This is a genomic window from Mycobacterium paraffinicum (assembly GCF_001907675.1).
Classification (GTDB): Bacteria; Actinomycetota; Actinomycetes; order Mycobacteriales; family Mycobacteriaceae; genus Mycobacterium; species Mycobacterium paraffinicum_A.
This window is the reverse complement of record NZ_MPNT01000014.1, coordinates 34,809-52,539: the sequence shown is the minus strand read 5'-3', so window position 1 is coordinate 52,539 and position 17,731 is coordinate 34,809. Positions and strand designations below refer to the sequence as shown.

Genomic DNA, 17,731 nt, shown 5'->3' with positions numbered 1-17,731 from the left:
CGCCACCATGTGTCGACTATTCGGCCTGCACGCCGGGACGGACGTTTGCACCGCGACGTTTTGGTTGTTGGACGCCCCCGACAGCCTGGCCGAACAGAGCAGGAGAAACCCGGACGGCACGGGCGTGGGCGTTTTCGACGGGCACGGCCGGCCGCAGCTGGACAAGCAGCCGATGGCGGCCTGGGAGGACGCCGCGTTCGCCACCGAGGCCCATGACCTGACCGGCACCACGTTCATCGCGCACGTGCGTTACGCGACGACCGGTTCCCTAGACGTCCGCAACACCCACCCGTTCCTGCAGGACGGCCGCATCTTCGCGCACAACGGCGTGCTGGAGGGGCTCGACGTCCTCGACGACCGGCTGCGCGAGGTCGGCACCGACGATTTGGTTCTGGGCGACACCGACTCCGAGCGGGTGTTCGGGTTGATCACCGCCTCGATCCGGGCGCTCGACGGCGACGTCACCGCGGGTCTGACCGATGCCGTGAGGTGGCTGGCGGCCAATGTGCCGATCTATGCGCTCAACGTGCTGCTGAGCACGGCCACCGACATGTGGGCGCTGCGCTACCCGCAAACTCATGAGCTCTACATCTTGGACCGGTCCGACGACGCCGCCACCCGGGCCCCGACATTCGACATGTGCACCAACCGCATTCACGCGCGGTCGGAACATCTGTGCACCCGACCGTCGGTGGTCTTCGCCACCGAACGCATGGACGACGACCCTCGCTGGCGCTTGCTCGAGCCGGGTGACCTGGTCCACGTGGACGCCGCGCTGCGCGTCGACCACCAACTGATCCTGCCCGACCCGCCCGCACACCTGCTGCGCCGGGCGGAGCTGAGCGCACCGGTCCAGGAGGCCCAACATGCGCTGCCGGGCGCCCGGCGCTAGCCGATGCCCGACTGGCAGAGTGGGTGGGCGTGACACCCAGACGAGCACTAGTGTTGGCCGGTGGAGGGATAGCGGGAATCGCCTGGGAGACAGGCATTTTACGCGGCATCGCCGACTCGTCACCGGCGGCGGCCGGCCTGTTACTGGGTTCCGACGTGCTGGTGGGCACCTCCGCGGGGTCGACGGTTGCCGCGCAGATCGGGAGCGGCGCCCCGCTCGCTGACCTGTTCGACCGGCAGGTGGCCGAGGCGTCGGCCGAGATCGATTCCGGGGTCGACGTCGAGGCGATCACCGCAATGTTCCTGAGGGCACTGGCGGAGCCCTACGCCGACTCGTCGGACCGGACCCGGCAGCGGCTGCAGCGGATCGGCGCCGTGGCGCTCGCGACGGAAACTGTTCCGCCGCCGGTGCGCCGCCGGGTCATCGCGCAGCGATTGCCCTCCCACGCCTGGCCCGACCGGGCGCTGCGGATCACCGCAATCGACGTTGCCACCGGCGAATTGGTCGTTTTCGATCGCGAGTCCGGTGTCGACCTCGTCGACGCGGTGGCGGCCAGCTGCGCGGTTCCCGGGGCCTGGCCGCCGGTTGCGATCAACGGCCGGCGCTACATGGACGGCGGGGTGGCCGGCTTGGTCAACCTCGGTGTGGCCGCCGATTGCGCTACGGCGGTGGTGCTGGTGCCCTCGGGCGTGGACGCGCCCTCGCCGTTCGGTGCCGGGCCGGCCGCGGAGATCTCCGCCTTCACCGGCGCGACGTTGGCGGTGTTCGCCGACCCAGACTCGCTGGCGGCCTTCGGGCCCAACCCGTTGGATCCCGCCTGCCGCGTCTCGTCGGCACTGGCCGGACGCGAGCAGGGCCGCCGCGAGGCCGCGGCCGTCGCGAGCTTTCTCGGTGTCTAACCCGTTGCGGCGCAGCGGGTTTCACCCCTCGATCGTGGACGGCGCGGCGCGGTCGTTCTCGAACGCGTCCAACGCCTCGTCGGCCAGCGCACGGCCGACGGCGATCACCTCCGCCGCCCGGTGAAACTCCAGACCCCGGCAGATTGAGCGCGGAACTTCGATCAACAGGTCGGGCGGGTAGACGGCCAGCGTATGGCGCGCCAGCGCGGCCTGGGCGATGTCGATCGTCCGGTTCATCACCTCGAAGCTGCCCAGTTTCGGGACGTCCGGTGCGGCCTCGACCAATTCACCGGCCACCTCGTCGTCGGCCGCGTTCTCCTCGACGTCCGGATCGTCCGGCCAGCTGTCCGCCTCGGCGGTGGACCCGCCGAACCTGCCCAGGACGGCCCGCGCGGTCGGCCGATCGAGCAGCGAGCGGGCGGCCGTGGTGTCGAGCAGCGCCGAGGTGCTGCGCACCATGCGGTTCAGCCACTCGGCCGTGGCCCCCGCCTCCGCATCGCGGTTGGCGATCGCCTCGCTGCCGCTGAGGCTCACCGCGATGGTCACGTCGGCGTTGACGGCCGAGAGGGGCGCCATCGGCAGCGGGTCCAGGATGCCGCCGTCGGCCAGCAGACGCCCGTCGACCTCGTGCGGCGCGATCACCCCGGGGATGGCGATGGATGCGCGGATCGCGGTGTCGACCGGACCGCGCTGAAACCACACCGATTTACCGGCCACCAGGTCCGTCGCCACCGCGGTGAAGGGGATGGGCAGCTGCTCGATGGTGACCGGGCCGAGGATGTCGCGCACGGCATCGAGGATCTTCTCGGCGCGCATCACGCCGGCCGCGCTGATCGAGAAGTCCAGCAGCCGCAGGATGGTGCGCTGCGTCAGGGACTTCGCCCAGTCGGCGAACTCGTCGCGGCGCCCGGCCGCCTCCAGGCCGCCGACCAGCGCGCCCATCGACGAGCCCGCGATCCCCACGATCTCGTAATCCCGGGCCCGCAGCGCCTCGATCACCCCGATGTGGGCGTACCCGCGGGCACCGCCACTGCCCAGCGCCAACGCCACCCGGGTCGGTGACGATCGGCGCGCCGCCGCTGCGACGGGTCCCTCCGGCATCCCTTCATTTTGCGCGGCGGCACCGGTCCCCACCGGCCAGGTGGGCAGTTTTTTCTACCCGTGAATTCAATTGCGCGGGTTCGGACGCGCTAGCCGCATTCGTCGTTGGCGGCGGCACGCGCGGCGGTGAGCACGGCCGCCTGGCGGGCCGGCGTGAGATCCGCCCATCGGGCATTCCAGCTGCCCGGGGTGCCCGACGGCGCGGTCTGGACCATCGCCAAGTACGTCTCGAACAGCGACTGACCGGTCCCGGGATGGGCATCCATCCACACTTTTGCGGCGTGACAGGCCTGGTAATACTCTTCCTCGGTCGAATCGGCGGGCACGTCGACCCTGGTCGTCACGCCCCCCGGCGAGAGCCCGACGGCGCCCGGGGGAGGCGCACCGGGGCCATTGGGAATGCCCGCCGGACGCGTCGACGAGGACGCGGGCCTGCCGCTCGGGTGGTCAGCGGAGCATCCCGTGACCGCCAACAAACTGGCCGCCACGGCGAGCGTGCCCCACCGCGGGGGTCGACGAACGCACCGGCGCACCCCCTCAATCTATGCAACACTGGCGGCCGTGATGGAGCGCTTCGGATTTTGCGAGTGTTGTCGGCCCTAACGCGCCGCCGCCCGTCCGATCCGTTTTCTCTGGAGCTCCCCAATGTCTGTACCCCTCGCCGTCCCGGCTGCTGCGCTGCGCCCGCGCCACGTTTCGTCCCCATCGTCGGGGCCGACCCGCTTGCGGGTGCCCGACCTCATGCACGCCACCGACCAGGCCGCCGACGACGTCCTGAGCGGACGTTGCGACCACTTACTGCCCCCGGACGGCATACCTGAGACGCGGCGCTGGTTCACCCGCATCCACGGTGACGAGGAGCTGGACGTCTGGCTGATCAGCTGGGTGCCCGGTCACCACACCGAACTGCACGATCACGGTGGATCGCTGGGCGCGCTGACGGTGCTGTCCGGATCGCTCAACGAATTCCGCTGGGACGGACGCGCCCTGCGGCAGCGGCGGCTGAACGCCGGCGATCAGGCCGGGTTTCCGCTGGGCTGGGTGCACGACGTGGTGTGGGCGCCCCGGTCCGTGGCCGTGCCGGTCTCGGGCTTGGCGGGCGCCAACCGCGGCCCGGTGCGCCCTTCGCTCAGCGTGCACGCCTATTCGCCGCCGCTGACCGCGATGTCCTACTACGAGGTCACCGGCCGAAATCGGTTGCGCCGCCAGCGCACCGAGCTGACCGATCAACCGGAAGGACCGTGATGAGCCGCATCGACATTGTGCTGAGATCCGCCCGGCGTCGCTTCCGTCGCCTTCCCGCCGCCGAAGTGCCCGACGCCCTGCGGCGAGGGGCGGTGCTCGTCGACATCCGACCGCAGGCCCAGCGGTCCCGCGAGGGTGAGATCCCCGGTGCGCTGGTGATCGAACGCAACGTCTTGGAGTGGCGCTGCGACCCGACCAGCGACGCCAAGCTGCCCGAGGCCGTCGGCGATGACGTCGAATGGGTGATCGTGTGCTCGGAGGGCTACACCTCCAGCCTCGCGGCCGCCGCGCTGCTCGACATCGGCCTGCACCGCGCCACCGACGTCATCGGGGGATTTCACGCCCTCACGGGTTCGGGTGTGCTGGAACAGCTTTCCGGTGCCGCGCCGGTGGAAGCCGGCCCGGGCGTGCTCGCCGATTCCGGCACCCCGGGTCGCCGCTGGCTCTAACTAGCCGGTGGACGTGGCGTCCGAATGGAGCAGCGGCCGCAGCTTGTCGGTCTTCTCCTGCGACCAGCCGGGCGGTGATAGCACGGCGGCCCAGCCGTCGGCCGCGTCGGCGACGTAGTGGTGCCCATGCCCCTCTGGAACGTCGACGGCCACCGCCATGTCCGCCGAAACCTGCAGGAACGTCACCACCGGGATCCAGCGCGTCTCGGGCAACACGTCGTAGCCCCGCGGCTCCCGCAGCCAGTCCGGTTCGCTGAACAGCAAATCGGGGGACCACCAGGCGATCGGATCCGAAGCGTGTTGCAGGTAGACCACCCGCGGGTGGTCCCACGCCGAGTTCGGACGGCCTAGATTGCTCGGGCGCGCGACGAACCGGACGTTCTTGCCGTCGTTGTAGATCGGCAGCCACTCCGGGGAACCGGCGTCGCGCGTCGACGTCAGGTCCGTCCAGATGGTGTTCTGGAACGTCGGTCCGCTGAACAGCGCGCCGTCGGTGCGGGCGAGGACGTTGTTGAGGCTCATGAACGGCGCCTCGCCGCCGAACGAGCCCAGGCTCTCGCCGAACACGACGAGCTTGGGGCGTTGCGCCTCGGGCATCTGACGGATCAGTCGGTCGACGGCCTCGAATAACGCCTGCCCGGCGTGGCGGGCGTTCTCCTTGTCCACCAGGAAGGACAGCCAGCTCGGCAGGAACGAATACTGCATGCTCACGATCGCGGTGTTGCCGTTGTACATGTACTCGAGCGCATCGGCTTCCGCCTCGTTGATCCAGCCCGTGCCGGTGGTCGTCGCGACCGCAACGACGGCGCGTTGCAGCCCGCCGGTGCGCTGCAGCTCGCGGGCCGCGAGCTCGGCGGTCGCCGTGATGCCGTCCGCGGAGTTCAGCCCGGCGTAGGCCCGGATCGGTTCGGTCGCCGGCGCCCCGTTGAAGGCGGTGAGCTGGTCGACTCTGGGCCCGGCTTCGACGAAGATACGGCCTTGGTGCCCAAGGGATTCCCACGACACCAGCGATTCGGGTCCGCCGGATCGCAGCGGTGTCTTGGGTGGCGCGGTGTCGGGGTTCATCTCGTTGTTCGCCGACGCGAAGGTGTTGTTCATCGTGCGCATCGCGAACTTGAGCACCACGCCGTTGAGCAGGGTGATGGTGAGCGCCACCAGCAGCGCCACCACGATGGTCGCCGACAGCCGGAACGGCGCGATGCGGTCGACCTGACCGACCAGGAAGCGCACCAGCCACCGGATGAACTGGCCGATTTCGACCAGGGTGAACAACACCACGAGGGACAGACCCGCGGCCACCGGGTAGTCGTACCACTGCAGGTGCGCGACGCCCATCAGGTCGCGCACGTTGTCCTGCCAGAGGTGAAACCAGATGGCCATCAACACCATTCCGAGGGCGCCGATCGGGATCAGCACCATCCACGCCCACCGCGGCGGGGGTGGGCTGTGGTCCTTGGCGCGCATGTAGCGGACCAGCCACACGGCGAAGACGCCCAGCCCGTAGCCGATGGCGCCGGAGATCCCGCTGACCAGGCCCTGGAACAACGCGCCGCGCGGCAGCAGCGAAGGCGTCATGGAGAACCAGATGAAGATCAGGCCAACGGTGGTGCCGGTGAACGTGTAATGGCGTACCCACCAAGGCTTTTGGCTCCACCGAGGCTGACGAGTCGTCGGACCGGATTCCGGTTTGGCTTCCGGCTCGGCCTCGTCTTCCGGCGTGGTCGTCGCAGCACCCGGCTCGGTCATCGCGGGGCCTACCGGTGGGTGAAGTTGGGAGCGCGCTTTTCGATGAACGCCGTCATGCCCTCGGACTGGTCGTCGGTCGCGAAGGTCGAGTGGAAGAGCCGACGTTCGTAGAGCAGTCCCTCGGACAAGGTGGATTCGAACGCGCGGTTGACGGCCTCCTTGGCCATCCGGGCCGCCGAGCGCGACATCTGCGAGATGGTGGTGGCGACGGCCTTGGCCTCGGTGAGCAGGTCGTCGGCCGGCACCACGCGCGAAACCAGGCCGCTGCGTTCGGCTTCGGCGGCGCCGATGGTGCGCCCGGTCAGGATGAGGTCCATGGCCTTGGCCTTGCCGATGGCGCGGGTCAGGCGCTGCGAACCGCCCATGCCCGGCAGCACCCCGAGTTTGATCTCGGGCTGGCCGAACTTCGCCGTGTCGGCGGCGATCAACACGTCGCACATCATGGCGAGCTCGCAGCCGCCGCCCAGCGCATGCCCGGCCACGGCGGCGATGGTCGGGGTGCGGACGGCAGCCAGTTTGGCCCAGGGGGCGAAGAAGTCGGCGTCGAAGGCGTCGGCGAACGACAGCCCGGCCATCTCCTTGATGTCGGCGCCCGCGGCAAACGCCTTGGCCGAACCGGTGATGATGATCGCCCCGATGCCCGGGTCGTTGTCGAGCTCCGTTGCGGCGCTGGTGACTTCGTTCATCACCTGAGTGTTCAGCGCGTTGAGCGCCTTCGGCCGGTTCAGGGTGATGGTGCCGACGCGCCCGTCGCGTTCGACCAGGATGGTCTCGTAGCTGTTGGAAGTGGGGTCCGTCATCCAGATCGCCTTTCTAGAAACTCAAGTCGTCGTCGACCGGGGTGAAATACCCCTCGACGTCCGCCGCGGCCACCGCGTCCAGCGTCGCCGGCGACCAATTCGGGTTGCGATCTTTGTCGATCAGCTGCGCACGGATGCCCTCGACCAGGTCGTGCGACCGCAGCGACGCCGACGACACCCGATAGTCCTGAACGAGAACGTCTTTCACGGTCTCGAGTTTGGCCGCGCGCCGGACCGCCTCCAGGGCGACCGACAACGAGATCGGCGAGCGGGTGGCGATCAGGTCGGCCGCCTCCGTGGCCGGGCCGCCGTGTGTGCGCAGATTGGCGACGATGTCTTCGACCGTGTCACCCGCGTAGCAATCGTCGATCCAATCGCGTTGCGCGGCAAGCTCGCTCGGTGGCGGCTCGACGGCGTGCTTGGCGAGCGCGCCCTGCACGCCATCAGCGACGATCGCCCGGGTGAACGCCTCCAGATCCTGGTGCGGGACGTAGTGGTCGGCGAATCCCATGGCGATCGCGTCGGCCCCGGAAAACGGCGCCCCGGTGAGCGCGGCGTGCAGACCCAGCCCGCCGGGCGCCCGGGACAGCAGGAACGCCCCGCCCACGTCGGGAACGAAGCCGATACCGACCTCGGGCATCGCGACCTTCGAGGTGTCGGTCACCACGCGGATGTTCGCGTGCGCGCTGACGCCGACCCCGCCGCCCATCACGATGCCGTCCATCAGCGCCACGTATGGCTTGGAGAAATCGGCGATCTGGGCATTGAGCAGGTACTCGTCGCGCCAGAACCGCCGCGCCTCGACGCCGTCCTTGCGGGCGCTGTGATAGATGGAGACCACGTCGCCGCCGGCGCACAACCCGCGCTCGCCGGCGCCGGCGAGCACCACGGCACGCACCGCGTCGTCGTTTGCCCAGTCGGTGAGGATCGCGCCGAGCGCGTCCACCATCTGCTGGTTCAGCGAGTTGATCGCCTTGGGGCGGTTGAGCGTGATCAGACCGACGTCGCCGTCGATGCGGGTGAGAACCTCATCCGATTCGTCGGTCACGCCCTAACCTCCCATCGCCGGGTCACCCTCGAGGAAAAATCTAGATCGTCACGACCGGCGCCATACCCTCGGGTAAGGGTTATCTTTAACCCGACGCCAGCAGCAAAGGCTCGAGGCGCCGGAAAATGCCCAGTTCGACTGGGAACCCGGACGGAACGTTGCTCGTTGAGATTGTGTTCGCACAGCTCGAAGCCAATAGAGAGGACCCGACGGTGCGGGAGACAAGCAACCCGGTATTTCGTTCGCTGCCCAAGCAGCAGGGCGGATACGCGCAATTCGGCACGGGCGCGCCCCCGATGCAGGGCTATGGAGCCGACCCCTACGCGGCGCCCTACCAAGCTCCCTACCAGGAGGCCAGGGCTTCGCGTCCGCTGACCATCGACGACGTCGTCACCAAGACCGGCATCACGCTGGCCGTGTTGGCGGTGTCCGCCGTGGTTTCCTACTTCCTGGTGGCGTCCAACCTGGCGCTGGCGATGCCGCTGACCATGATCGGCGCGCTGGGCGGTCTGGGGCTGGTGCTGGTCGCGACCTTCGGCCGCAAGCAGGACAGCCCGGCCATCGTGCTCAGCTATGCCGTCCTGGAGGGGCTCTTCCTGGGCGCCATCTCGTTCGTGTTCGCCAACTTCTCCGTCTCGCACGCCAACGCCGGCGCGCTGATCGGGGAGGCTGTCCTGGGCACCTTCGGGGTGTTCTTCGGCATGCTCGTCGTCTACAAGACGGGGGCCATCCGGGTGACGCCCAAGTTCACTCGGATGCTGGTCGCCGCGATGTTCGGCGTGCTGTTCCTCATGCTGGGCAATTTCGTGCTCGCGATGTTCCACGTCGGTGGCGGAACCGGCCTGGGCCTGCGCAGCGGCGGACCGATCGCCATCATCTTCTCGCTGGTGTGCATCGGGATCGCGGCGTTCAGCTTCCTGATCGACTTCGACGCGGCCGACCAGATGGTGCGCGCCGGGGCTCCGGACAAGGCGGCCTGGGGCATCGCGCTGGGCCTGACCGTGACGCTGGTCTGGCTGTACATCGAGATCCTGCGTCTGCTCAGTTACCTGCAGAACGACTAGCTCTCGTCAACGAAAAGACCGGCACACCGATTGGTGTGCCGGTCTTTTCGTGCTGGGCGCCAGTGTGCGCGGACGGCGTCGCGCGTGCGCTCACGGGCGGGCCTTCTCGGCGTGTCGCCGCCAGCGACGACTGGTCGCGGTGGCGGGCGGTCAGCTGAGCCGCTCGATGATCATCGCCATGCCCTGCCCGCCGCCGACACACATGGTCTCCAGGCCGAACGTCTTGTCGTGCGTCTGCAGGTTGTTGATCAACGTGGTCGCGATCCGCGCGCCGGTCATGCCGAACGGGTGGCCCAGGGCGATCGCCCCACCGGACACGTTCAGCTTGTCCTCGTCCATGCCGAGCTCGCGCGCCGAGCCCAGCACCTGGACCGCGAAGGCCTCGTTGATCTCGTAGAGGTCGATGTCGCTGATCGACATGCCCGCCCGCGCCAGCGCCTTCTTGCAAGCCTCGATCGGGCCCAGTCCCATGATCTCCGGCGACAGGCCGCTGACCCCGGTGGACACGATGCGGGCCAGCGGCGTCAGGCCCAGCTCCTTGGCCTTCGTGTCGCTGGTGATGATCAGCGCGGCGGCGCCATCGTTCAAGGGACACGCGTTGCCGGCGGTCACCGTGCCGTTGGGCCGGAACACGGGCTTGAGCTCGCTGATCTTCTCGTAGGTGGTGCCCGGGCGCGGGCCGTCGTCGGTGCTGACGGTGGTGCCGTCGGGCAGGGTCACCGGGGTGATCTCCCGCTCGAAGAAGCCGCTCTTGATGGCCTCCTCGGCGCGGTTCTGGCTGCGCACCCCCCAGTGGTCCTGGTCCTCGCGGCTGATGCCGGTGAGGATGGCGACGTTCTCGGCGGTCTGGCCCATCGCGATGTAGACGTCGGGCAGGTTGCCGTCCGCGCGGGGATCGTGCCACTCGTCCGCGCCCGCGGCGGCGGCGGTCGAGCGTTCCTGGGCCGCGTCGAAGATCGGGTTCTTGGTGTCGGGCCATGAGTCGGAGTTGCCCTTGGCGAACCGGGACACGGTCTCCACGCCGGCGGAGATGAACGCGTCGCCCTCGCCGGCCTTGATGGCGTGGAACGCCATCCGGGTGGTCTGCAGCGACGACGAGCAGTACCGGTTCACCGTGGTGCCCGGCAGGAAGTCGTAGCCGAGTTCGACGGCGACGACCCGCGCCATGTTGAAGCCCTGCTCGCCGCCCGGCAGGCCGCAGCCCAGGATGAGGTCGTCGATCTGGTGCGGGTTGAGCGCGGGCACCTTGTCCAGCGCCGCGCGCACCATCTGGGCGGCCAGGTCGTCGGGCCGCATGGAGACCAGCGACCCCTTCATCGCGCGGCCGATCGGCGAGCGGGCGGCAGAGACAATAACGGCTTCAGGCATGACGGTTCCCTTCAAATCCCTTCCGGATTCCGGCGAGCTCGCTTCACAAACCGTTGACATGACGCCGACGGACTAGGACAAATCTAGTCGCTGCCAACCGGTGGGCACGAGGACGGGGCGGGTCCCGGTGCCGGGCGCCGCCACAGCCGCGACATCACGCTGGTCCGGGTGTGCCGCTGACCGAGCACCGGCGGGGTCGTCGACGCCGCCAATTCCAACGGCGGGATGTCGACTTCCTCGCCCAGCGCCTCGCACAGCGCCCGCAGCAGCGCGTCGGCCGCGATCGCGTACGCCGGGGCGGACGGGTGGAAGCCGTCGGGGGAGAACATCACGTGGGGCGTTGACCGGAACTGCGGTGTCATCAACTGTCCGAGCGGTACCGGCATGCCGCCCGCGGCCCGAACCGCCGCGGCCTGCGCGCGCGCCAGCTGCACGCAACGCTCGTGCGCCAGCGACCGAAGCGGTTGCGGGATGGCGGTGATGACGCCCAGGTCCGGGCAGGTGCCGGCGATCACCACCGCACCGCGGGCGTGCAGCTTGCGGACGCTGAGCCCCAGCCGCTGCGCGGACTGGCTGACGCCGTTGAGGGCCGTCACGTCGTTGGCGCCCACCATGATCACCGCCACGTCCGGCGGCGCCCCGGCCACGAACATCGCATCCACCTGGCCGCACAGGCCCTTCGACGTGGCGCCGACGATGGCCTTGGTGCTCAGCCGGATTCGCTTGCCGGTCTGCTCGGCGAGGCCCCGCGCGATCCGCACCCCGGGCACTTCCTCCGCGCTCAGGCACCCGTACCCGGCGGCCGTCGAATCACCGAAGATCATCAAATGCAGGTCGACGGGCATGCCGCGGTGCCACCGCTCCACCGGTCCGCCGCCGCGGGTGTACACCCCGTCGGCGCGCGGCGGGATGTCCCACGACTTGGGGATGACGGTGCGCGCGTGCGTCGCCTGGCCGACGAGCAGGTTGCGCGCGCCCAGATAGGCAGTGCCTGTCGAGGCGAGGGCGCCTGCGGTGGCCAGGGCGATCGCCGAACGACGGGGCACCCGCATGGACACGGGCTCCAGTTTAGATGGGCTTGCATGTTTGCGGGGTCGGCCTGCCAACAATCCGATCACGGCCCGAATCGAACTTGGTAACAAATCGGACTCTTTAAACGTTCTCTTAAGAAGTGGCTGTCAAGCTGAGTTCGCGGGGTTGGCTGGGTGCCTCGAGTAACCGGCTGAACCAGACGCTCAGCTGCCCCGTCACATGCTGTATCGCACTACGACGGCGTAGGAAGTGTTGAGCATGAGCGCACCCGGTAAGGTATCCGGCTCGCCCCGGACTGCCCTTCGTCCTTATCAAGTTCTCAAGGCGCGTCGCGCCGAGACGCGCCGATACGCGATGAGCGATGGCGCGCCGGTCGAGGTCCTCGAGTCCGGGCCCAGCGTTGCTGCGCGGCTGGCCAACCTGACGTCGCGGGCCACTATCCGGCCGGTGCTGTCGGTCGGCAGCCACGTGCCCAACTTCCCCTGGCCCTGGGGGCTGATCGACCTGGCGGCCCGGGTGGTGCTGCCGGTGTCGGCCACCGTCCGCGAGACGGTGAAGCTGCCCAACGCCTCGGCGCAGCTGGTGCGAGCGCCCGGCGTGCTGCCCGCCGACGGCACCCGCCGGGTAGTCGTCTACTTCCACGGCGGCGCGTTTTTGACGTGCGGGGCCAACTCGCACGGCCGGCTGGTCGAGGCGCTGTCACAGTTCGCCGACTCGCCGGTCCTGGTGGTCAACTACCGGCTGCTGCCCAAGCACTCGATCGGGATGGCTCTCGCCGACTGCCACGACGGCTACCAGTGGCTCCGGCTGCGGGGATACCAGCCGGATCAGATCGTGCTGGCCGGTGACTCCGCCGGCGGCTACCTGGCGCTCACGTTGGCGCAGCGCCTCCTGGAGGAAGGCGAGGAGCCCGCCGCGTTGGTGATGATCTCGCCGCTGCTGCAGCTGGCGAAGGAAAACAAGCAGGCCCATCCCAACATCAACACCGATGCGATGTTCTCGCGCCGGGCGTTCGACGCGCTGGCCGAGCTGGTCGCCAGCGCGGCGGACAAGCACAAAGTCGCGGGGAAGCCCGAGGAGATCTACGAGCCGGTCGAGCACATCAAGCCCGGCCTGCCGCGGACGCTGATCCACGTCTCCGGATCCGAGGTGTTGCTGCACGACGCGCGGCTGGCGGCCAGCCGGTTGGCAGCGGTCGGGGTGCCGACCGAGGTGCGGGTGTGGCCCGGGCAGATCCACGACTTCCAGTTGGCCGCCCCGATGGTCCCGGAAGCGGTCCGGTCGCTGCGCCAGATCGGCGACTACATCCGCGAGGCCACGGGCTAGCGCAACCGCCACGGGCGCCGCGGGGAAGCACCTCGTGCACAGCGGGAACGTGCCTGACACGATGAACGCATGCGGATCGCCCAGCACATCAGTGAGCTCATCGGCGGCACGCCGCTCGTTCGCCTGAATTCTGTCGTTCCCGAGGGCGCCGGCATCGTGGCGGCCAAGGTCGAGTACCTCAACCCCGGGGGCAGCTCGAAGGACCGGATCGCGGTCAGGATGATCGACGCCGCCGAGGCGAGCGGCCTCCTGAAGCCCGGCGGGACCATCGTCGAACCCACCTCCGGCAACACCGGCGTCGGCCTGGCGCTGGTCGCACAGCAGCGCGGCTACAAATGCGTGTTCGTCTGTCCCGACAAGGTCGGCGAGGACAAGCGCAACGTGCTGCTCGCCTACGGCGCCGAGGTGGTGGTCTGCCCGACGGCCGTGCCGCCCGAGCACCCGGACAGTTACTACAGCGTTTCCGATCGGCTGACCCGGGAGATCGAGGGCGCCTGGAAGCCCGACCAGTACGCCAACCCGGAGGGCCCGGCCAGTCACTACGCCACTACCGGCCCGGAGATCTGGGCGGACACCGACGGCAAGGTGACCCATTTCGTCGCCGGCATCGGCACCGGCGGCACGATCACCGGCGCGGGCCGCTATCTCAAGGAGGTGTCGGGCGGGGCCGTGCGGATCATCGGCGCCGACCCCGAGGGGTCGGTGTATTCCGGCGGTACCGGCCGGCCCTACCTGGTCGAGGGCGTCGGCGAGGATTTCTGGCCGGACGCGTACGACCGCACGGTGCCCGACGAGATCATCGCGGTGTCCGACTCGGACTCCTTCGACATGACCAGGCGGCTGGCCCGCGAGGAGGCGATGCTGGTCGGGGGGTCGTGCGGGATGGCGGTGGTGGCCGCGCTGAAGGCGGCGGAGAAGGCCGGACCCGACGCGCTGATCGTCGTGCTGCTGCCCGACGGCGGGCGCGGGTACCTGGCGAAGATCTTCAACGACGCCTGGATGTCCTCCTACGGGTTCCTGCGCAGCCGCCTCGACGGGTCGACCGAACAAGCCCGGGTGGGTGACGTGCTGCGCCGCAAATCGGGCGAGCTGCCCGACCTGGTGCACACGCATCCGTCCGAGACCGTGCGCGACGCCATCGGCATCCTGCGCGAGTACGGGGTGTCCCAGATGCCCGTCGTCGGCGCCGAGCCGCCGGTGATGGCCGGCGAGGTGGCCGGCAGCGTCTCCGAGCGCGAACTGTTATCGGCGGTCTTCGAGGGCCGGGCCAAATTGGCCGACGCCGTCTCGCTGCACATGAGCCCGCCGCTGCCGATGATCGGCGCGGGGGAGTTGGTCAGCGCGGCCGTTAAGGCGCTGCGTGACTGGGACGCGTTGATGGTCGTCGAGGCCGGCAAACCCGTCGGGGTGATCACCCGATATGACCTGCTCGGATTCCTTTCCGACGGGCCGCGGCGACGCTGACGACGCGGCCGTTCGGCGCGCGACGATGTCTCGCCGGGCCGCCGTGCGCTCGGGTACTGTAATGCCGCCTGGCTCAGCTGGTCCGCAGTGGAAGGGGTGCTCATGACCGATCAACCGCCGCCCGGGGCGCCTACCCGCCGCCTCCGCCGCCGCCCGGATCGCCCGGTGGTCAGGAGACCGCGCCCTCGGCACCGGCCGGCGGTGCCTATCCGCCGCCCCCGCCGCCGCCCGGTGGCGGCTCCTATCCGCCGCCCCCGCCGTCCTCCGGTGGGTATGCGCCACCCCCTCCCGGGCCGGCCATCCGCACGCTGCCGACCGAGTCCTACACGCCGTGGCTCAGCCGGTTCCTGGCGTTCGTCATCGACATCCTCCCGTACGCCGTCGTGCACGGCATCGGCACCGGGATCCTGGTCGCCACGCAGCAGACGGCCTGCGTCACCGACGTCACGCAGTACGCCGTCAACCAGTACTGCGCGACCCAGAACTCCACCCTCGGCCTGGCCGCGCAGTGGTTGGCGTCGCTGGTGGGGCTGTTCTATCTGATCTGGAACTACGGCTACCGCCAGGGCACCACCGGGTCGAGCGTCGGCAAGTCGGTGATGAAGTTCAAGGTGGTCAGCGAGGTCACCGGCCAGCCCATCGGCTTCGGAATGTCCGTGGTGCGGTCCCTGGCGCACTTCGTCGACGCGGTCATCTGCTTCATCGGTTTCCTTTTCCCGCTTTGGGATTCGAAGCGGCAAACGCTGGCGGACAAGATCATGACGACGGTCTGCCTGCCGCTCGACGGAACCGAGCCGCAGCCGGGCTAGTCGTGCGGGCGCGGTAGCCGGGGCGACCGTCGCCTAGGCTGATCGTCGATGAGCGCCGACCGCACCGGACACTTCACCGGACTCGCCACCAAAGCGATTCATGCCGGCTACCGGCCGGACCCGGCGACCGGGGCGGTCAACGCCCCGATCTACGCCAGCAGCACCTTCGCCCAGGACGGCGTCGGCACCCTGCGCGGCGGATTCGAATACGCACGCACCGGAAATCCGACGCGCGCGGCGCTGGAGGCCTCGCTCGCGGCCGTCGAAGAAGGCAGCCACGGGCGGGCGTTCGGCTCGGGCATGGCCGCCACCGACTGCGCCCTGCGGGCGATGCTGCGACCCGGCGACCACGTGATCATCCCCAACGACGCCTACGGCGGCACCTTCCGGCTGATCGACAAGGTGTTCACGCAGTGGGGCGTTCAGTACACGCCGGTCGCGTTGTCCGACGCGGACGCCGTCCGCGCGGCGATCACGCCGCAGACGCGACTGATCTGGGTGGAGACGCCGACCAACCCGCTGCTGTCCATCGCCGACATCGCGGCCCTCGCCGAACTCGGTAGACAGTCCTCGTCGAAGGTGTTGGTGGACAACACTTTTGCCTCGCCAGCACTGCAGCAGCCGCTGACGCTGGGCGCCGACGTGGTGCTGCATTCGACCACCAAGTACATCGGCGGCCACTCCGACGTGGTGGGCGGCGCGCTGATCACCAACGACGCCGAGCTGGACGCGGCCTTCGCGTTCCTGCAGAACGGTGCCGGCGCAGTGCCCGGCCCGTTCGACGCCTACCTGACCATGCGCGGCCTGAAGACCCTGGTGCTGCGGATGCAGCGACACAGCGAAAACGGTTCGGCCGTAGCGGAATTCCTCGCCGGGCATCCGGCGGTGAGTGCCGTGCTGTATCCGGGCCTGCCGGGCCACCCCGGGCACCAGGTCGCCGCCCGGCAGATGCACGGGTTCGGCGGCATGGTGTCAGTGCGCATGCGCGGCGGCCGGCAAGCCGCCCGGGATCTGTGCGCCCGCACCGAGGTGTTCATCCTGGCCGAATCGCTCGGGGGTGTGGAGTCGCTGATCGAGCACCCCAGCGCGATGACGCACGCGTCGACGGCCGGTTCGCAATTGGAAGTGCCCGACGACCTGGTCCGGCTGTCGGTCGGCATCGAAGACGTGGCCGACCTGCTGGCAGACCTCGAGCAGGCGCTCGACTAACCACCGCGAGCAGTCGCAAACTCGCATGCGCCAGGTCTGTGGCGTGCGATTTCATGTCTGCTCGCGGGGGGATCGCGAGCAGACTAGGAGTGGTAGGGCTCCGCGCTGACGAGCGTGACCTCGACGGTGTTGCCGTTGGGCACGACGTAGCTGCGGGTCTCGCCCACCTTGGCGTCAATCAGGGCGCCGCCCAGCGGTGAGTTGGGCGAGTACACCTCGAGCTTGCCGTCGTTGACGCCCTCCTGGCGGGTGGCGATCAGAAACGTCTCGGTGTCCGACTTGTCGCCGTTGTAGTAGACCTTCACCACCGAGCCGGGCAACGCGACGCCGGACTGCTTGGGCGCCTCGCCGACCTTGGCGTTGTTGAGCAGGTCCTGCAGCTGGCGAATGCGGGCCTCCTGCTGGCCCTGCTCTTCGCGGGCGGCGTGGTAGCCGCCGTTCTCGCGCAGGTCGCCTTCTTCCCGGCGGTCGTTGATCTCCGCGGCGATGACCGGACGATTCGCGATCAATTGATCGAGCTCCGCCTTCAGCCGGTCATGTGACTCCTGGGTCAGCCACGTCACCGAAGTGTCCGTCATCTCGTCGTGCTCCTCGTATTGTCGTTTCGCGTAACCGCGTAAGCCTGTTAAACCCCGCCGCCGGAGGTATCCGGGTTCTCTCCCCGAGCGCTGCCGATCCGTTGTGCTCACGGCCATAATGCAGCAATACACGGTCCCATCAGGAACCGTGCATTCACCCATGTTACCACCGCGCAAACAAAAGATGACCCAAATTCGCAGTTCGGCTGTTGTCGAGGGCTCACGCCGGCCGCAGATATGCGGGCACATCGGTGCCACACCCATAGATGTCGGCCATCACCGGCGGTTTGCTGGATTTGACGGTGGTGGTCAACTGCACGGTGGGCGCCTCGGACGGGGGAACCAGCACCTCACGCCGGCCCGTCTCGCTGCCGTCCTTCGCCCGGACCCGCACGATGCAGTCCACCGGCCGCGACGGATCGGATCGCGTCACGCTGATCGTTACCGACGCGGTCTGGTCGTCGATCAGCCGATAGCCGGCCAGGGTGCCGGTCACGGGGCTGGTGCCCAGCCGCTGGTAGCCGACCACGGCGATCACCAGGCCGGCCGCGACCACCAGTGCGCCCAGGCCGACGATCACCCAACGCCGGGGCACCCGGGAGCGCCCGTAGCGGCTCTCGGGACGTGGGGCGGAAGTTTCGGTCATCTGGTGGGTATGCCTGGATGGTCGGCTGCCGGACGCTGGCCGGCGGCATGCAACG

17 protein-coding genes and 1 pseudogene are annotated in these 17,731 nt (G+C 69.1%); 9 read left to right on the top strand and 9 right to left on the bottom strand.

Going from position 1 to position 17,731, the window contains the following annotated elements; genetic code table 11:
* Nucleotides 1-7: 7 nt before the first annotated feature.
* A complete protein-coding gene (locus tag BRW65_RS16515) occupies nucleotides 8-892 on the top strand; it encodes a class II glutamine amidotransferase (RefSeq protein ID WP_073876533.1) in 885 nt (294 codons plus the stop codon).
* Nucleotides 893-921: 29 nt separating this feature from the next.
* Nucleotides 922-1,791, top strand: coding sequence for a patatin-like phospholipase family protein (locus BRW65_RS16510; protein ID WP_073876531.1), 870 nt, complete (start codon nucleotides 922-924; stop codon nucleotides 1,789-1,791).
* A 21-nt stretch (nucleotides 1,792-1,812) separates the two neighbouring features.
* Here BRW65_RS16510 and BRW65_RS16505 read toward each other — a convergent pair whose 3' ends face one another.
* Nucleotides 1,813-2,892, bottom strand: a complete 1,080-nt coding sequence (locus BRW65_RS16505; RefSeq protein ID WP_139273148.1) for a patatin-like phospholipase family protein — start codon at nucleotides 2,890-2,892, stop codon at nucleotides 1,813-1,815.
* Between the two features lie 89 nt (nucleotides 2,893-2,981).
* A complete protein-coding gene (locus tag BRW65_RS16500; protein WP_244168110.1) occupies nucleotides 2,982-3,425 on the bottom strand; it encodes a lipoprotein LpqV in 444 nt (147 codons plus the stop codon).
* Nucleotides 3,426-3,537: 112 nt separating this feature from the next.
* Between BRW65_RS16500 and BRW65_RS16495 the strand changes: the two genes are divergently transcribed.
* The gene (locus BRW65_RS16495) at nucleotides 3,538-4,137 is read left to right on the top strand and encodes a cysteine dioxygenase (RefSeq protein WP_073876363.1); all 600 of its coding nucleotides are present in this window, start codon (nucleotides 3,538-3,540) and stop codon (nucleotides 4,135-4,137) included.
* Nucleotides 4,137-4,586 (top strand): rhodanese-like domain-containing protein, encoded by a 450-nt coding sequence (locus tag BRW65_RS16490; RefSeq protein ID WP_073876361.1) that lies wholly within the window; start codon nucleotides 4,137-4,139, stop codon nucleotides 4,584-4,586. Before BRW65_RS16495 ends, BRW65_RS16490 begins: the two co-directional genes overlap by 1 nt.
* Here BRW65_RS16490 and BRW65_RS16485 read toward each other — a convergent pair whose 3' ends face one another.
* Genes BRW65_RS16485 through BRW65_RS16475 form a run of 3 tightly spaced genes read right to left on the bottom strand, consistent with a single transcriptional unit; the run spans nucleotide 4,587 to nucleotide 8,180 of the window.
* Nucleotides 4,587-6,332 carry an alpha/beta hydrolase gene (locus BRW65_RS16485; protein ID WP_073876359.1) on the bottom strand — a complete coding sequence of 582 codons (1,746 nt, stop codon included), beginning with the start codon at nucleotides 6,330-6,332 and terminating at the stop codon, nucleotides 4,587-4,589.
* An 8-nt stretch (nucleotides 6,333-6,340) separates the two neighbouring features.
* Entirely contained in the window at nucleotides 6,341-7,132 is a 792-nt protein-coding gene (locus tag BRW65_RS16480) for an enoyl-CoA hydratase (RefSeq protein WP_073876357.1), read from the bottom strand.
* Nucleotides 7,133-7,145: 13 nt separating this feature from the next.
* A complete protein-coding gene (locus BRW65_RS16475; protein WP_073876355.1) occupies nucleotides 7,146-8,180 on the bottom strand; it encodes an enoyl-CoA hydratase/isomerase family protein in 1,035 nt (344 codons plus the stop codon).
* Nucleotides 8,181-8,392: 212 nt separating this feature from the next.
* Between BRW65_RS16475 and BRW65_RS16470 the strand changes: the two genes are divergently transcribed.
* Nucleotides 8,393-9,244 carry a Bax inhibitor-1/YccA family protein gene (locus BRW65_RS16470; protein ID WP_073876529.1) on the top strand — a complete coding sequence of 284 codons (852 nt, stop codon included), beginning with the start codon at nucleotides 8,393-8,395 and terminating at the stop codon, nucleotides 9,242-9,244.
* Between the two features lie 150 nt (nucleotides 9,245-9,394).
* Here BRW65_RS16470 and BRW65_RS16465 read toward each other — a convergent pair whose 3' ends face one another.
* Together BRW65_RS16465 and BRW65_RS16460 are read right to left on the bottom strand one after the other, a co-directional pair.
* Entirely contained in the window at nucleotides 9,395-10,612 is a 1,218-nt protein-coding gene (locus BRW65_RS16465) for an acetyl-CoA C-acetyltransferase (protein ID WP_073876353.1), read from the bottom strand.
* Between the two features lie 83 nt (nucleotides 10,613-10,695).
* Nucleotides 10,696-11,658 (bottom strand): SGNH/GDSL hydrolase family protein, encoded by a 963-nt coding sequence (locus tag BRW65_RS16460; RefSeq protein WP_139273151.1) that lies wholly within the window; start codon nucleotides 11,656-11,658, stop codon nucleotides 10,696-10,698.
* A 244-nt stretch (nucleotides 11,659-11,902) separates the two neighbouring features.
* Here BRW65_RS16460 and BRW65_RS16455 point away from each other — a divergent pair, with 244 nt between their 5' ends.
* The 4 genes and pseudogenes from BRW65_RS16455 to BRW65_RS16440 all read left to right on the top strand — a co-directional run bounded on the left by BRW65_RS16455 (nucleotide 11,903) and on the right by BRW65_RS16440 (nucleotide 16,452).
* A complete protein-coding gene (locus BRW65_RS16455; protein WP_073876349.1) occupies nucleotides 11,903-12,970 on the top strand; it encodes an alpha/beta hydrolase fold domain-containing protein in 1,068 nt (355 codons plus the stop codon).
* A gap of 69 nt (nucleotides 12,971-13,039) precedes the next feature.
* The gene (locus BRW65_RS16450; protein WP_073876347.1) at nucleotides 13,040-14,434 is read left to right on the top strand and encodes a cystathionine beta-synthase; all 1,395 of its coding nucleotides are present in this window, start codon (nucleotides 13,040-13,042) and stop codon (nucleotides 14,432-14,434) included.
* Nucleotides 14,435-14,536: 102 nt separating this feature from the next.
* A pseudogene (locus tag BRW65_RS16445) lies at nucleotides 14,537-15,243 on the top strand (RDD family protein).
* 48 nt (nucleotides 15,244-15,291) lie between these two features.
* Nucleotides 15,292-16,452 (top strand): cystathionine gamma-synthase, encoded by a 1,161-nt coding sequence (locus BRW65_RS16440; protein WP_073876345.1) that lies wholly within the window; start codon nucleotides 15,292-15,294, stop codon nucleotides 16,450-16,452.
* 83 nt (nucleotides 16,453-16,535) lie between these two features.
* Here the strand turns inward: BRW65_RS16440 and greA are convergent, their stop codons facing one another.
* Nucleotides 16,536-17,030 (bottom strand): transcription elongation factor GreA, encoded by a 495-nt coding sequence (gene greA, locus BRW65_RS16435; RefSeq protein WP_007168983.1) that lies wholly within the window; start codon nucleotides 17,028-17,030, stop codon nucleotides 16,536-16,538.
* 220 nt (nucleotides 17,031-17,250) lie between these two features.
* Nucleotides 17,251-17,676: a DUF4307 domain-containing protein gene (locus BRW65_RS16430; protein ID WP_073876343.1), complete on the bottom strand. Its 426-nt coding sequence runs from the start codon at nucleotides 17,674-17,676 to the stop codon at nucleotides 17,251-17,253.
* Nucleotides 17,677-17,731 lie beyond the last annotated feature (55 nt).